The organism is Promicromonospora citrea (assembly GCF_013004695.1).
Lineage (GTDB): Bacteria > Actinomycetota > Actinomycetes > Actinomycetales > Cellulomonadaceae > Promicromonospora > Promicromonospora citrea.
The window spans coordinates 38,015-52,622 of record NZ_JABEMG010000014.1 but is presented as its reverse complement, the minus strand read 5'-3'; the positions used below and the strand labels follow the sequence as shown (position 1 = coordinate 52,622).

The window sequence follows — 14,608 nt, the reverse complement described above, 5'->3', positions numbered from 1 at the left end:
CCAACTACTTCGTCGACTACTCCCTGGTCATGGGCGGCGTCTTCCTGGTCACCCTGCCCCTGCTCATCATGTTCGTCTTCGTCGGCAAACAACTCGTCGCCGGCATCATGCAAGGAGCCGTGAAGGGATGACCCAGACCACCGACAGCTTCCTGCGGAGCTTCCGGACCGACCCGACCGCACCCCGCGTCCCCGCCCCGGGCACCGCGCTGCCGTTCACGCCGAGCGCGCCGCGCACCGCGACGACGGCCAACGCCACGGGCACCGTCCGCTTCCCCGAGGGCTTCCTCTGGGGCGCCGCCACGGCCGCCTACCAGGTGGAGGGCGCGGCCCACGAGGACGGCCGCGAGGACTCGGTGTGGGACGTGTTCGCCAAGCTGCCCGGCGCCGTCCTCAACCAGGAGGACGGTGAGGTCGCCTGCGACCAGTACCACCGCTACCCCGCCGACGTCGCGCTCATGAAGGACCTCGGCATCAAGGCGTACCGGTTCTCGACGTCGTGGTCGCGGGTGGTCCCCGGCGGCCGCGAGGTCAACCCGGCGGGCCTGGCCTACTACGACCGGCTCGTGGACGAGCTGCTGGGCGCGGGCATCCTGCCGTGGCTCACGCTCTACCACTGGGACCTGCCGCAGGCGATCGAGGCCGAGTCGAACGGCTGGGTGAACCGCGACACCGCCTACCGGTTCCGCGACTACGCCGTGACGATGCACGAGGCGATCGGCGACCGCGTCGACGTGTGGACCACGCTCAACGAGCCGTGGTGCGCCGCGTTCCTCGGGTACACGGGTGGCCAGCACGCACCGGGTCGGCAGTCCCGCGAGGACGGCCTCGCCGCCGCCCACCACCTCTCGCTGGCCCACGGCCTCGCCGTGCAGGCGCTGCGGGAGCGGGCCCCGGAGGCCAACCTCGGCATCACGCTGAACTTCGAGGTCGAGGACCCGCTGGACCCGGACGACCCCGCGGACGTCGACGCGGCCCGCCGGCTCGACGGCGGCTTCACGCGCATCTTCGCCGACCCGATCCTGCGCGGCGCCTACCCGGCCGACGTGCTGGAGGACGTGCGCGAGTACGGCCTGGAGCAGCACATCAAGGACGGCGACCTCGAGATCATCTCGACGCCGATCGACTCGCTGGGCGTGAACTACTACCACGGCAACGCCGTCTCGGCGCGGCCCCCGGAGCGGTCGCTGGACGGCGGCGCCCCGGTGTCGCGCCCGTCGTCGAACCCGTTCCCCGCGGGCGACGGCGCCTACACGCACCCGCGCGGCCTGCCTGTCACCGACCAGAACTGGGAGGTGCAGCCGGAGGGCCTCACCCGGCTCCTGCTGCGCCTGCAGCAGGACTACACGGGCCCCCGTGGCATCGCCCTGTACGTCACCGAGAACGGCAGCGCGTACGACGACGTGCCCGGCCCCGACGGGTGCGTCGACGACCAGAACCGCCTGGAGTTCATCGACGTGCACCTGCGCGCCGTGCGGGACGCGATCGACGAGGGCGCCGACGTGCGCGGCTACTTCGGCTGGTCGCTCCTGGACAACTACGAGTGGGCCTGGGGCTACGGCAAGCGGTTCGGGCTCGTGCGTGTCGACTACGAGACGCAGGAACGCACCGTCAAGGCGTCCGGCCGCTGGTACGGTCAGGTCGCACGGGCCAACGCCGTTCCGGATCGTCCGGCGCGCCCTGACGACGACTCGAAGGCGGTTCCCCAGGCGTGACGACCTCAGGCCCACCCACCCTGGACGACGTGGCGCAGGCGGCCGGGGTCTCCCGGTCGACGGCGTCGCGCGCCATCAACGGTGGCCTGCGTGTCTCCCCCGAGGCGCAGGCGGCGGTGGACGACGCCGTCGCCCGCCTCGGGTACGCGCCCAACCGCGCCGCGCGCTCGCTCGTGACCCGGCGCACCGACTCGATAGCGCTGGTGGTGCCGGAGCCCGACCAGCGCATCCTCACCGACCCGTTCCTCTCCGGCACCCTGGCGGGCGTCAGCGAGGGCCTCGCGGGCACCGACCTGCAGCTCGTGCTGCTGCTCGCCCGGCCGGGCGAGCAGCGCGGACGGGTCGGCCGGTACCTGCGCAGCGGGCACGTGGACGGCGTCATCGTGGCGTCCCACCACCGGGGCGACCACCTCGAGACCGAGCTCGGGCCCGCGGGGCTGCCCGCGGTCTTCGTGGGGCGCCTGTTCGAGCCCGACCCGCAGTTCTCGCGCGGGCTGCGGTACGTCGACGTCGACAACGTGACGGGCGGGCGCCTGGCCACGCAACGCATGATCGACCGGGGCCGGCGCCGCATCGGCACCATCACCGGCCCGCTCGACATGCCCGCCGGCGTGGACCGGATGATCGGGTGGCGCGATGCGCTGCGCGACGCCGGCCTGGCCGACGACGCGATCGTCGAGGGCGACTTCACCACGGCGGGCGCGGCGGTCGCGGCGGCGCGCCTGCTGGACCAGCACCCGGACCTCGACGGCATCTTCGCGGCGTCCGACCTCATGGCGGAGGCCACGCTGCGCGTGCTGGCCGAGCGCGGGCGGTCCGTGCCGGGCGACGTGTCGGTGGTCGGCTTCGACGACCTCGGCATCGCCGAGACGACGTCACCGCGCCTGACCACCGTGCACAACCCGGTCGTGCAGATGGTCGGCGCGGCGACGAGCATGCTCGTGGACCTCGTGGCAGGCCGCCCGGTCCAGGACGAGCGCCGCATCTTCGCCCCTCGCCAGATGACTACCTCGGCACGGCGGGTCAGGGGGTGCGGAGGTGGCCGTAGCGGTGCATCGTGCGGCTGACGGCCTGCTCGCGCAGCATCGTCAGCAGCTCGCGGCGGCCGCTCGCCAGCACCGGGCCGTCCAGCACCGTGACCGAGCCGAGCCGGCTGGCCGCGGCGTCGCGCAGACCCTGCGCCCGGCCGACCACCCGGATGCGGCCGGTCACCCGGCCGTCCGCGACGGCCTCGGCGAACGCCTCGTCGGAGGTCTCCGGCCCGACGACGGTCGCGGGCACACCGGCCCGGGCCGCGGCGGCGAGCACCCGCTGCACCTCGACGTCCCGCGCACCGCTACCCACCCGCACCGTGATGCCGGGCACCGGACGGTACCGGAACACGTTGGACTCGACGCCGAGCCCGGAGCGGTCGTGCTCCTGGGCGAACTCGGCGCTCCACGCGCGGGCGTCGTCGGCGCGGGCCCACGCGAGCCAGCCCGACGGGTCGGTCTCGCGCGACGGCACGTCCGGCGCGTCCGACCAGCTCCCGAGCTGCGCCACGTAGTTCGGCCCGCCCGCCTTGGCGCCGGGTCCGACGACGGACGCCTTCCAGCCGCCGAACGACTGCCGCTGCACGATCGCGCCGGTGATGTGCCGGTTCACGTAGGCGTTGCCGACCTCGACGCGCTCCAGCCAGTGCGCGACCTCGGCGTCGTCCAGCGAGTGGATGCCGCCCGTGAGGCCGAACGCGACGGCGTTCTGCAGCGCGAGCGCCTCGTCGAGGGTGCGGGCGGTCATGATGCCGAGCACGGGGCCGAAGCACTCGGTGAGGTGGAAGAACGAGCCGGGGCGGACGCCGTCGCGCACGCCGGGCGTCCACAGGCGACCCGTGCCCAGGCCCGCCTCCTGCGCCACCGCGTCGAGCCGGCGCGGGCGCACGAGCCAGCTCTCGCCCTCCTCGAGCGTGGTGAGCGCGCGCAGCAGCTTGCCCTGGGCGGGCTCCGTGAGCGGGCCCATGACGGTGGCCAGGTCGGTCGCGGGGCCGACGGCCAGCGACGACACCGCGTCCACGAGCTGGCGCCGGAACCGCTCGCCGGTCGCGGTGCGCGGGTCGCCCACCGAGCCGACGAGGATGACCAGCGACGCGGCGGAGCACTTCTGCCCCGCGTGGCCGAACGCCGAGCGGACGACGTCGGCGACCGCGAGGTCGAGGTCCGCGGACGGCGTGACGACGATCGCGTTCTTGCCCGACGTCTCGGCGAGCACCGGCAGCCCCGGCCGCCACGACGCGAACATCTCCGCGGTCTCGATGGCGCCCGTGAGGATCACGCGGGACACGCCCTCGTGCGTGACGAGGTGGCGGCCGAGGTCGCCGTCGGGCACGCGGACGTACTGCGCGACGCCGCGCGCGACCGCCGGGTCGAGGCCGATCTGCGGGGCGACCTCGTCGAGCGCCGCGTGCACGGCCTCGACGGCGATCTCCAGGCAGCGCGGCGTGGGCGGCGCGGGCTTGGCGATGACGGCCGACCCGGCCGCGAGCCCCGCGAGCACACCGCCGATCGGGATGGCGACGGGGAAGTTCCACGGCGGCGTGACGAGCGTGACGCCGTCGGGCGCGAACCGGGCACCGGCCCACGCCTCCGACGCCGGGTCGAGCGCCTCGGCCGCCTGCGCGTAGTACGCGGCGAAGTCGACGGCCTCGCTGACCTCGGGGTCCGCCTCGGCGACCGTCTTGCCCGCCTCGTGGACCGCCGCGGCGACCAGGTCGGTGCGGGCGGCCTCGAGGTGCCGCGCCGCCGCACGCAGCACGCGTCCGCGGTCGGCCGGGCTGACGGCGGCCCACGCGGCGCCGGCGCGGTGGGCACGGGCCACGACGTCGTCGACCTGCGTCGTCGTCGACAGCGGCTGCGTGAGCACCGGCACGTACCCCGAGCTCGGGCCCGTGACCTGCTGTGCCCACGCACGGCTCTCCGCGACGGCGGGGTCGGTGTCGGCAGCGTTCTCGAACGGCCCCGTCACCGGCTCCGGAGCCGGGCGCGGGCGGCGGCGCGGGGTGACGTCCTCGGCCGTGTAGCGCACGCCGTGCTCCACCGAGGCGCGGAACGCGGCCTCCTGGCGGTCCATGGCCGACGTCGGCGCGTCGGACGCCGGGGCGAACGCGGCGTGCAGGAAGTTCTGCTCCGCGGCGTTCTCCTCGAGGCGGCGCACCAGGTAGGAGATCGCGACGTCGAAGTCCTCGTCGCGCACGACCGGCGTGTAGAGGACGACGCGGCCGTCGTCCGTGGCGACCTCGTCGCGGACGGCCGCGGCCTCGGCGGGCGCCATGCCCTGCAGCATCTCGACGTCGAGCCCCTCGGAGACGCCGCGCGCCCGGCCGAGCAGGATCGCGAGCGCCACGTGGAACAGGTTGTGCGACGCGGCACCGATGCGCACGGCGCGGGTCCGCTCGGGACGCAAGGCGTGGTCGAGCAGACGCACGTAGTTGGCGTCGACGTCGGCCTTGCTGGTGTACGGGGCCTGCGGCCAGCCGTGCAGCGCCGCCTCGACGTGCTCCATCGCGAGGTTCGCGCCCTTGACCACGCGCACCTTGATGCGGGCCCCGCCGTCGTCGACGCGGCGGGCGGCGAACGCGGTGAGCTCGTCCAGCGCGCCCAGCGCGTCGGGCAGGTAGGCCTGCAGCACGATGCCGGCCTCGAGGTCGCGGAACTCCTCGCGGCCCAGGATGTCCTGGAACACCGCGGTGGTCAGCGCGAGGTCGCGGTACTCCTCCATGTCGAGGTTGAGGAAGACCCCGTGGTCGCGCGCGGCGCGGTACAGCGGCAGGAGCTGCTCGACGACGCGCTCCCGCGAGCCGTCGAGGTCCCACGTGACGAGCTGGGCGGCGACGCTGGACACCTTGACCGACACGTAGTCGACGTCGGGCCGCTCGACGAGCGCGACGGTGCGCGCCAGGCGCGCGGCGGCCTCGTCCGTGCCGAGCACGGCCTCGCCGAGGAGGTTGACGTTGAGGGTGTAGCCCTCGGCCCGCGTGCGCGCGAGGTGGGCCGTGAGGCCGGGGCCGGCGTCGGCGACGAGGTGCCCGACGAGCTGGCGCAGCCGGGCGCGCGCCGCGGGGACCACGACGCCGGGGAGCACCGGGGCGGCGAGCGCACCGGCGCGGAAGAGGGCGCGGTCGGTCGCGCTGAGGAACGAGGCGTCGCCCGCTTTCCTGCCCAGGCGGGCCAGGGCCTTGGCGGCGACGCGCGCGTCCTGCGGGCGGGCGACGTCGTCGACGAAGCCGACGGCGAGCTCGAGGCCCGCGGGGTCGGAGACGAGGGCGCCGAGGGCGGCGGAGGCGCGGGCGACAGCCTTGTCGGTCCGGCTCCCCGCACCGGACGCGCCGCTCTCGGTGGTGGCGGGTCCGGTGGCGGCTCCGATCCAGGTCCGGGCGAGGGCGACGGCGTCCTCGACCAGGCTGTCAGCGGTGGGCACGTCGGTGGGCTCAGCGGTGGGCACGGCGGTCGGACCACCGGTCTGCTCGGTCGGAGCGGGACCAGCGGTGTCCGGTGCGCCTGCGCCCCCGGTCGGGACGTCGGCAGGTGCGGCGCTGTCGCGCCGGGCAGAGGTCTTCATGTCTCCAGGGTGCACCCGGATGCCGACCGATGTATTGGCGGCATCGCTCGCGATCCGCAGCGGTTTTCGCCAAGCGGGCCGCCGTGGCCCGCGTAGCATGCGGGGTGCGATGAGCACCCCGTCGAACGGCGCGGCTCGGCCGGAGGCGACGGCCCTGCTGGCAGCGCTGAACCCCGCCATGGTCGCCCTCATGGACGAGCTGTCCGGCGTCATGTTCTGCGCCAAGGACGCCGACGGCCGCTACGTCGTCGTCAACCAGGTGTTCGTGGGGCGCACGCGCGAGCGGTCGCGGCGGGACGTCATCGGCAAGCGGGCGGCCGACCTGTTCGTGCCCGAGCTGGCCGAGCGCTACGAGAGCCAGGACGCGCTGGTGCGCACCACCGACCGGCCGCTGCGCGGCGAGCTCGAGCTGATCCGGCACGTGGGCGGCGCGCCGGGCTGGTTCCTCACGTCCAAGCTGCCTCTGCACGACGAGTCGGGCACGTACGTGGGCCTCGTGTCCGTGTCGCAGGACCTGCGCTCCGGTGACGCCGACGACGCGACGATCCAGGCCATGGCCCGCCTGCGCACGCAGGTCGAGGAGCTGCTCGATCGCGGGGAGGTCCCCTCGGTGGCCGACCTCGCCGCACTGGCCGGCTGCGCGCCCGCGTCGCTCGACCGGCGTGTGCGGCGCGTGTTCGGCCTCTCGCCGCGCCAGCTCGTGCTGCGGCTGCGGGTCGACCGCGCGGCCCACCTGCTCACCACGAGCACCGTCCCGCTCGCCGACGTCGCCGCGGCGGCCGGGTTCTACGACCAGTCGTCGTTCACCCGCACGTTCGCGCGGCTGACCGGCGAGACGCCGTCGTCGTTCCGGGCCCGCTCCCGACGGCCGTGAGCCAGGGAACGTTTCGTTGACGGATCCCCACAACGAACGTGGGGCATCGCAGGCGGGGCGGGACCACGACGCCGCGCCCCCCGGCCGCCTAGCCTCGACGGTATGACGACCCTCGCGTTCCCTCTGGTCCCGCGCTCCAACCCGCGCCGCGTGCTGGCCGACCTCCTGCCCGGCACCGTCGCGCGCGACGTCGCGCTCGTCGTGGGCGTCGCCGCGCTCACCGCCCTGGCGGCCCAGCTCCGCGTCCCGATCCCCGGCCTGCCGGTGCCGGTGACCGGCCAGACCTTCGCCGTCCTGCTCGGTGCCGCCGCGATCGGCCCGGTGCGCGGCGCGCTCGCCCAGGCCCTGTACCTGACCGTCGGGCTGGTCGGCCTGCCCGTCTTCACCGGCGGTGCGTCCGGCGTCGAGGTCGTGTTCGGCGCCTCGGGCGGCTACATCGTCGGGTTCGTCCTGGCGAGCCTCGTCGTGGGCGCGCTCGCCCGCCGGGGCCTCGACCGCGGCGTGCTCGGCACGGTCCTCGCCTTCGCGGCGGGCACGGCCACGATCTACGCCGTCGGCGTGCCGTGGCTCGCCGTCACCACCGGCATGGGTGCGGGCGAGGCCCTCATGGCGGGTGCCGTCGTCTTCCTCGCCGGCGACGCGATCAAGGCCGTGCTCGCCGGCGTCATGCTGCCTGGCGCCTGGCGGCTGACCGGCGCGGACAAGGACTGAGCGCACCACGCCCCGGGCCTCCGCGACCACCGGTCGCGGGGGCCCGCACGCGGGCCGTGCCGACGCCACCCGCACGCCGGACACGCTCGCTCACCGGAAGTTCTCCGGTCGCACACACCGCCGTCGGGCAATCACCCGCATCGAAGCGATACGGTTGATGCCGAGGCGCAAACCCCGCGCCGCGCAACCCGCGCCCCTGCCCGCAACCGGGCAGGCGCCGTTCTCCCCGGAGGACCCACGTGACGACGACAACGACGTCAGTACCCCCTGCACCCAGCTTCGCCCCGTCCGACACGCCCCAGGAGGGTTCCGCGCTCGCCACCGCGCACGCGCAGCTCGCCACCGCCGCCGAGATCCTCGGCTACGACGAGGGGCTGCACCGCATGCTGGCGACCCCCCGCCGTGAGATCCACGTCGCGGTGCCGCTGCGCCGCGACACCGGCGAGACCGTGCTGTTCCACGGCTTCCGCGTGCAGCACAACGTCAGCCTCGGCCCGGGCAAGGGCGGCCTGCGCTACCACCCCTCCGTCGACGTCGACGAGGTGCGCGCGCTGGCCATGTGGATGACCTGGAAGTGCGCGGTGGTGAACCTGCCGTACGGCGGCGCCAAGGGCGGCGTCGCGATCGACCCCCGCGGCTACTCGCAGTCCGAGCTCGAGCGCGTGACCCGGCGCTACACGTCGGAGATCATGCCGATGATCGGCCCGGACACCGACATCATGGCCCCGGACATGGGCACCGACGCCCAGACCATGGCCTGGGTGATGGACACCTACTCGGTCAACCGCGGGTACACCATCCCGGCCGTCGTGACCGGCAAGCCGCTCGCCGTCGGCGGGTCGCTGGGTCGCGGCACCGCGACGTCGGCCGGCATCGTGCACGTCACGAGCGCCGCCCTCGCCGAGGCGGGCGTGCCGCTCGACGCCGTGTCCGTGGCCGTCCAGGGCTTCGGCAAGGTGGGCTCGCACGCCGCGGCGATCTTCGCCGAGCGCGGGGCCCGCGTGGTCGCCGTCAGCGACCAGTACGGCGGCATCAAGGCCGACGGCGGCCTCGACGTGCCCCGCCTCATGGAGCACGTGCAGCGCACGGGCTCGGTGGTCGGGTTCGACGGCGCCGACCCCGTGTCCAACACGGAGCTGCTCGCGCTCGACGTCGACGTGCTCGTGCCCGCCGCGATCGAGGGCGTGCTCGACGAGACGACGGCGGGCGACGTGAAGGCCCGCTGGGTGGTCGAGGGCGCCAACGGCCCGACGACGGCCGCGGGCGACGCGCTGCTCGCCAAGAACGACGTCACCGTGGTGCCCGACGTCCTCGCGAACGCGGGCGGCGTGGTGGTCTCGTACTTCGAGTGGGTCCAGGCCAACCAGACCTACTGGTGGACCGAGCAGGAGATCGCCGACAAGCTCGAGCACCGGATGACCACGGCGTACGGCGAGGTCTCGGCGCTGGCCCGCCGGGAGAACCTGTCCCTGCGCGACGCCGCGCTGGTGATCGGCGTCAAGCGCGTCGCCGAGGCCCACCAGATCCGGGGCCTCTACCCCTGACGAGTCCGCGAGGTCCGCTTCGAGAACGACCTGGGGTACCCGTTCCGCCCGCGACCGGTACCCCAGGTCGTTCTCGTGCGTGACCTAGGCTTCCCGGGTGACCGAACTCGTCGCGCGGCTGCGGGCCGCCGGGTGCGTCTTCGCCGAGGACGAGGCGCGCATCCTCACCGAGGCCGCCGACGGCGACGCCGACCGCCTCGAGGAGCTGACCGCCGGCCGGGTCTCCGGGCTGCCGCTGGAGCACCTCGTGGGCTGGGCCGAGCTGGACGGCAGGCGCTGGGCCGTGGCGCCCGGGGTGTTCGTGCCCCGGCAGCGGTCGGAGCTGCTGGTCCGGGAGGCGGCGGAGCGAGCCCTGGCCGGCCGGGCTGCGGCGACCGCGGGCCCCGTGCTCCTCGTGGACCTCTGCTGCGGCTGCGGCGCGCTCGGCGGCGCGGTCGCGGCCCGGCTCCTGGCCGCGGGGCACGACGTCGAGCTGCGCGCCGCCGACCTCGACCCCGCCGCCGTGGCCTGCGCGCGGGAGAACCTGGCGGCGCTGGCCTCCGAGGGCGGCGCCGGCGCCCCGCGACACGGCCGGCTCACGGCGTCGGCCTCCGTCGGCGACCTCGCCGAGCCGTTGCCCGCGCGCCTGTGGGGGCGGGTCGACGTCGTCGTCGCCAACGCGCCCTACGTGCCCACCGAGGCCATCGCCACCATGCCGCCCGAGGCCCGCGACCACGAGCCGCACACCGCCCTCGACGGCGGGGACGACGGCCTGGCGATCCTGCGCCGCGTGTTCGACCTGGCCTCGACGCTGCTGCGCCCGGGCGGGCACCTGCTCGTCGAGACGGGCGGGTCCCAGGTGAGCGCCGCCGTCGCGCACGTGCGGGCCGCGGGCCTGACGCCCGTCGTCCTCGAGGACGACGACCTGGGCGCCACGGCCCTGGCCGGCACCCTCCCGCCGCCCCCGCCGAGGTAGTCATGGGGCGAGGTAGTCATGGGGCGAAGTAGTCACGGAGCGCACGCGCTGTGTGACTACCTCGCCCTGTGACTACCTCGCCCCATGACTACCTCGCCCTGTGACTACCTCGGCGTCTCGGCGGGTCAGCTCAGGGGCTGGCGGTCCGACCAGTCGGCGAGCGTCGTGCGCGGGCCCGTGAAGAACGGGATCTCCTCGCGCACGTGCCTGCGCGCCTCGGTGGCCCGCAGGTCGCGCATGAGGTCGACGATGCGGTGCAACTCGTCGGCCTCGAAGGCCAGGACCCACTCGTAGTCCCCGAGCGCGAACGCCGAGACGGTGTTGGCGCGCACGTCCTTGTAGCCGGCCGCCGCCATGCCGTGGTCGCGCAGCATGGTGCGGCGCTCGTCGTCGGGCAGGAGGTACCAGTCGTACGAGCGGACGAACGGGTAGACGCACAGGTAGTCACGCGGCGCCTCGCCCGCCAGGAACGCCGGCACGTGCCCGCGGTTGAACTCCGCGGGGCGGTGCAGCGCGGCGACCGACCACACCGGCTCGAGCGACCGGCCCAGCACGGAGGCACGCAGTCGCTGGTAGGCGCCCTGCACCGACTCGATCGACGGGCCGTGGGTCCACAGCATGAGGTCGGCGTCGGAGCGCAGGCCGCCGACGTCGTACCAGCCACGGGTCACGAGGTCCCCCGACGACGCCGCCGGGTCGGAGCCGCCGCCGACGGCTGCCTCGGCGTCGGCCACGAGGGCCTTGCGCTCGGCGTCGTCGGCCGGGAGCGTCTCGGTGACGGAGAAGACCGAGAACATCGTGTACCGGATGCCCTCGTTGATCGCCGTGGTGTCGATCTCGTGCCCGGTGTCCCCGTGCACGTGGTGGTCGTTCATCTGCAACCTCTCTGTCGTGGCCCGCTCGGACGCAGACCTCAGGCGTACACCTCGGTGCCGCACAGCGCGGGGACGCCGCTCGGCTCGCCGTCGCGCCGCAGGCAGCAGTTCGGGGCGCACACGGAGCGGAACGGCGGCAGCTCGCCGACCGTCGCCTCGGCGACGTCCTCGTCGCGGGCCAGCGCCGCGCGCTCGAGCAGCAGGTCCACGAGCCCGCGGACGAACGGCTCACGCGTGCCGACGGTGCCCGCGCGCACCGCGGTGAGACCGAGGTCCTTCGCGGTGGCGAGCGCCTCGGTGTCGAGGTCGTAGGCGACCTCCATGTGGTCGGAGACGAACCCGATCGGCGACAGCACGACGTCGCGCACGCTGTCGGCCGCGAGCGCCTCGAGGTGGTCGTTGACGTCGGGCTCGAGCCAGGGCTGGCTGGGCGGGCCGGAGCGCGAGCAGTAGGCGAGGTCCCAGGGCACCTCGTGGCCGAGCCGCTCGGCGACCCGGCCGGCCACCACGCGCGCCAGGTCGAGGTGCTGCTGGGAGTAGGTGGCGTGGGAGATCCGCGACGCCGCCTCCATGGTCTCGGGGATCGAGTGCGTGACGAAGACGAGGCGAGCGGCCGCGCCGTCGCCCCCTGCCGCCGCGAGCTCGGTGTACGCGTCGACGACGGCGTCGACGTTCGCCTCGGCGAAGCCGGGGTGGTTGAAGTACGAGCGGATCTTGTCGAACTGGACGCCCGTGGAGCCGTCGGCGCCGAGCTGACCGCGCTTCTCCAGCGTGACGGCGAGGTCCTCGCGGTACTGGCGGCAGCCGGAGTAGGAGGAGAACGCGCTGGTCACGAGCGCGACGGCGCGCTTGGCGCCGATCTTCTCCAGCTCGTCGACGGCGTCGTTCGTGTAGGGCTCCCAGTTGCGGTTGCCCCAGACCACCGGCAGGTCGATGCCGCGCGCGGCGAGCTCGGCCTCGAGCGCCGCCTTCAGGGCGAGGTTCTGCTCGTTGATCGGGCTCTTGCCGCCGAAGCCGTAGTAGTGCTCGCCCACCTCTTCGAGGCGCTCGTCGGGGATGCCCTTGCCCGCCGTGACGTTGCGGAGGAAGGGCACCACGTCCTCGGGGCGGTTCGGGCCGCCGAAGGAGTACAGGAGCAGGGCGTCGTACGGCGCGGCGGCCTGCGCCGCGGACTGGGGGATCGTGGCGGACATGCGACCATCCTTCCACCGTCGGACCCGCCGGCACGCCGGGAGAGGGACGAACGGGACGTGACATCGATGCGACGGGCTGTCAGATCGTGCTCGCGTGCCCGTTCCCTGACCGCAGGCGTCCGCGCAGGCCCGGCAGCGCGTCGAGCAGGACGGCGGGCGCCGGGCTCCGCGTGACCATCGACAGCGTCATGCGGCCGCGGGTCGGGGCGGGCACCGTCCGGTCTCCTGGCGCCGCGTACCAGCGCGCCACCATGTCCGGCACGACGACGGCGCAGCGCCGCTCCCGGCCGGTGCGCACCGCCGCCTCCGCCGTGGCGCCGGGGCGGGCGTGCGCCCCGAGCTCGGTGAGCCGCCGGTGCAGGACGTCGCCGCTGAGGTCGAGCGGGCAGTACACCACGGTCTGCCCGGCGTAGGGCCGCCGGCCGGTGGCGGGCTCCGGGGCGCCGTCGGGCAGGAGGGTGACCAGGTCGTGCCGCCCGACCTCGGTGACCACGAGGCCGCGTGCGAGCGGCACCTGCCCCGCGATGCTCGTGAACGCCGCCTCGAGCGTGCCGCGCTCGACCCCCTCGATGAGCCGCGGGCCGTGGTCGATGACGGGCTGCACCACCACGTCGTCGAGCAGCACGTCCAGGGCCGCGAAGAGCGTGCCCGCGAGGCTCGGGAACGCGCCGACCGAGACCGTGCGCGCCTGCGCGGCCGACAGGGTGCGCTCGACGATGCCGCCCAGGTGGTCGAGCACGTGGGCGGCCTGCTCGCTGAACTCCCTGCCCGCCGCGGTGGGGCGGGCGCCGGTGGTGTCCCGCTCGAACAGCGTGGCGCCGACGCGGCGCTCGAGCGCGGCGAGCCGTTGGCTGGCCGCGGGCTGGCTGACGAGCAGCTCGCGGGCCGCGGCGCCGAGCGAGCCGTGCCGTGCGACGGCGTCGACCAGCCGCAGGTCCTCGACCGTGGGATATGAGGCCATAGGCACAGCCTATGAGGCGTCATGCCGCCCCGCCGTCTACCGGCGGCCCGCACGGCGACGGACCATGGCAGCGTGCCCCTCCCCCGCCTGCCCTCCCACCTCGTCACGCTGACCGGGACGACCTTCGTCACCTGGACCGGCCAGCGCATCACGGCCGTCGCGCTGCCGCTGGTCGCGCTCGACCAGACCGGTGACGCCTGGACCACCGGGTTGGTCGGTGGTTGCGCGGGCCTGCCCCTGCTCACCTCCGGCTGGTGGGGCAGACGCCTGCGGCCGCTGCTCACGTCGGGGCGAGCCCTGGCCGCGCTGCTCGTCGCGCAGGCGCTCGGCCTCGTGCTCGTACCGGTCGCCGCGGCCACGGTCGGCGTCGGTGCGCTCGTGCTGTGCGCGACGGGCCTGGTCACCGGCGCGACGTCGGCGCTGCTCACGCCCGCCCAGCGCGCCCTGACCGCCGACCTGGCCGAGCTGCCCGGCCACGCGCCCGGCACCGGGGCGAGGGCGCTGGCCTGGCAGGACCTCGCGCACCGCGTCTCCATGGTGTTCGCGCCGCCGCTCGGGGCGTGGCTGCTGGTGGTGTGGGGCACGGAGCCGCTGCTGTGGTGGGAGGCGGCCGCCGTGCTGGTGGCCGCGGGAGCGATGCTGACGGTGCCGGGGGTCGGTCCGGGGCCGGACGCCGAGGCCCGGCGTGGTGCCGCGGCCTCCGCGAACGGACCGCGGTCCGTTCGCGGAGGCGACGACGCGCACGGCCCGACGCTCCGCCCGATCCTGCGGGCCAACCCGGACCTGGCCGCCGCGCTCGCGCTGGCCGCCGTCGGCGGAGTCACGTGGTTCGCGTTCGCGCTGGGGCTCGCGCTGCTGGGCGCGGACCTCGGCCGGCCCGGCGAGCTGATCGCCGCGGGGATGGCGGGCTACGGCGTGGCGACGGTGACCGGGTCGCTCGTGGCGCCCGCCGTCGTGCACCGGGTGCCGCGCATGCCGGCGATCCTGACCTCGTGGGTCATGTTCGGGCTGGCGTACCTCGCGCTGCCCGCCGCCGCGCCGGACCTGCTCGCGGTGGGCCTGGTGTCCGCGGTCGGCGGCATCACCATGCCGTTCGGGATCGCCGCGCTCAACGCCCTCGTCATCGACCGGACCTCCGGGGCCGCCCGACGAGCCGCCTTCACCGCGGAGAACGTCCTGCACGCCGGC

10 protein-coding genes and 2 pseudogenes are annotated in these 14,608 nt (G+C 74.9%); 8 read left to right on the top strand and 4 right to left on the bottom strand.

Translation table 11 applies throughout. The features are described from left to right. The 3 genes and pseudogenes from HLB15_RS23975 to HLB15_RS04885 form a co-directional block, all read left to right on the top strand. A pseudogene (locus tag HLB15_RS23975) lies at positions 1 to 131 on the top strand (carbohydrate ABC transporter permease); the annotation flags it as partial. Further along, a complete protein-coding gene (locus HLB15_RS04890; protein ID WP_171104182.1) occupies positions 128 to 1,714 on the top strand; it encodes a GH1 family beta-glucosidase in 1,587 nt (528 codons plus the stop codon). The pseudogene HLB15_RS23975 and the gene HLB15_RS04890, both read left to right, overlap by 4 nt. Next, entirely contained in the window at positions 1,711 to 2,781 is a 1,071-nt protein-coding gene (locus tag HLB15_RS04885; RefSeq protein WP_311979555.1) for a LacI family DNA-binding transcriptional regulator, read from the top strand. Before HLB15_RS04890 ends, HLB15_RS04885 begins: the two co-directional genes overlap by 4 nt. On the opposite strand, the gene HLB15_RS04880 is transcribed toward HLB15_RS04885, so the two are convergent. Further along, the gene (locus HLB15_RS04880) at positions 2,738 to 6,307 is read right to left on the bottom strand and encodes a bifunctional proline dehydrogenase/L-glutamate gamma-semialdehyde dehydrogenase (protein ID WP_171104181.1); all 3,570 of its coding nucleotides are present in this window, start codon (positions 6,305 to 6,307) and stop codon (positions 2,738 to 2,740) included. The two genes, HLB15_RS04885 and HLB15_RS04880, sit on opposite strands and share 44 nt — an antisense overlap. 109 nt (positions 6,308 to 6,416) lie before the next feature. Between HLB15_RS04880 and HLB15_RS04875 the strand changes: the two genes are divergently transcribed. From HLB15_RS04875 to HLB15_RS04860, 4 genes are all read left to right on the top strand, one after another. Beyond that, positions 6,417 to 7,181 carry a helix-turn-helix domain-containing protein gene (locus tag HLB15_RS04875; RefSeq protein ID WP_171104180.1) on the top strand — a complete coding sequence of 255 codons (765 nt, stop codon included), beginning with the start codon at positions 6,417 to 6,419 and terminating at the stop codon, positions 7,179 to 7,181. Between the two features lie 102 nt (positions 7,182 to 7,283). Next, a complete protein-coding gene (locus HLB15_RS04870; protein WP_171104179.1) occupies positions 7,284 to 7,892 on the top strand; it encodes a biotin transporter BioY in 609 nt (202 codons plus the stop codon). A 239-nt stretch (positions 7,893 to 8,131) separates the two neighbouring features. Beyond that, positions 8,132 to 9,436 carry a Glu/Leu/Phe/Val family dehydrogenase gene (locus tag HLB15_RS04865; protein ID WP_171104178.1) on the top strand — a complete coding sequence of 435 codons (1,305 nt, stop codon included), beginning with the start codon at positions 8,132 to 8,134 and terminating at the stop codon, positions 9,434 to 9,436. Positions 9,437 to 9,533: 97 nt separating this feature from the next. Next, a complete protein-coding gene (locus HLB15_RS04860) occupies positions 9,534 to 10,391 on the top strand; it encodes a putative protein N(5)-glutamine methyltransferase (protein ID WP_171104177.1) in 858 nt (285 codons plus the stop codon). A gap of 125 nt (positions 10,392 to 10,516) precedes the next feature. Here HLB15_RS04860 and hemQ read toward each other — a convergent pair whose 3' ends face one another. From hemQ to HLB15_RS04845, 3 genes are all read right to left on the bottom strand, one after another. Next, on the bottom strand, positions 10,517 to 11,266 hold the full coding sequence (hemQ, locus tag HLB15_RS04855) for a hydrogen peroxide-dependent heme synthase (RefSeq protein WP_171104176.1): 750 nt from the start codon (positions 11,264 to 11,266) through the stop codon (positions 10,517 to 10,519). A 38-nt stretch (positions 11,267 to 11,304) separates the two neighbouring features. Then, on the bottom strand, positions 11,305 to 12,459 hold the full coding sequence (locus HLB15_RS04850; protein WP_171104175.1) for a ferrochelatase: 1,155 nt from the start codon (positions 12,457 to 12,459) through the stop codon (positions 11,305 to 11,307). A gap of 79 nt (positions 12,460 to 12,538) precedes the next feature. Then, entirely contained in the window at positions 12,539 to 13,420 is an 882-nt protein-coding gene (locus HLB15_RS04845) for a LysR family transcriptional regulator (protein ID WP_171104174.1), read from the bottom strand. A 21-nt stretch (positions 13,421 to 13,441) separates the two neighbouring features. On the opposite strand from HLB15_RS04845, the pseudogene HLB15_RS24960 reads away from it, so the two are divergent. Then, positions 13,442 to 14,560 (top strand): annotated as a pseudogene (locus HLB15_RS24960) (MFS transporter); the annotation flags it as partial. Positions 14,561 to 14,608 lie beyond the last annotated feature (48 nt).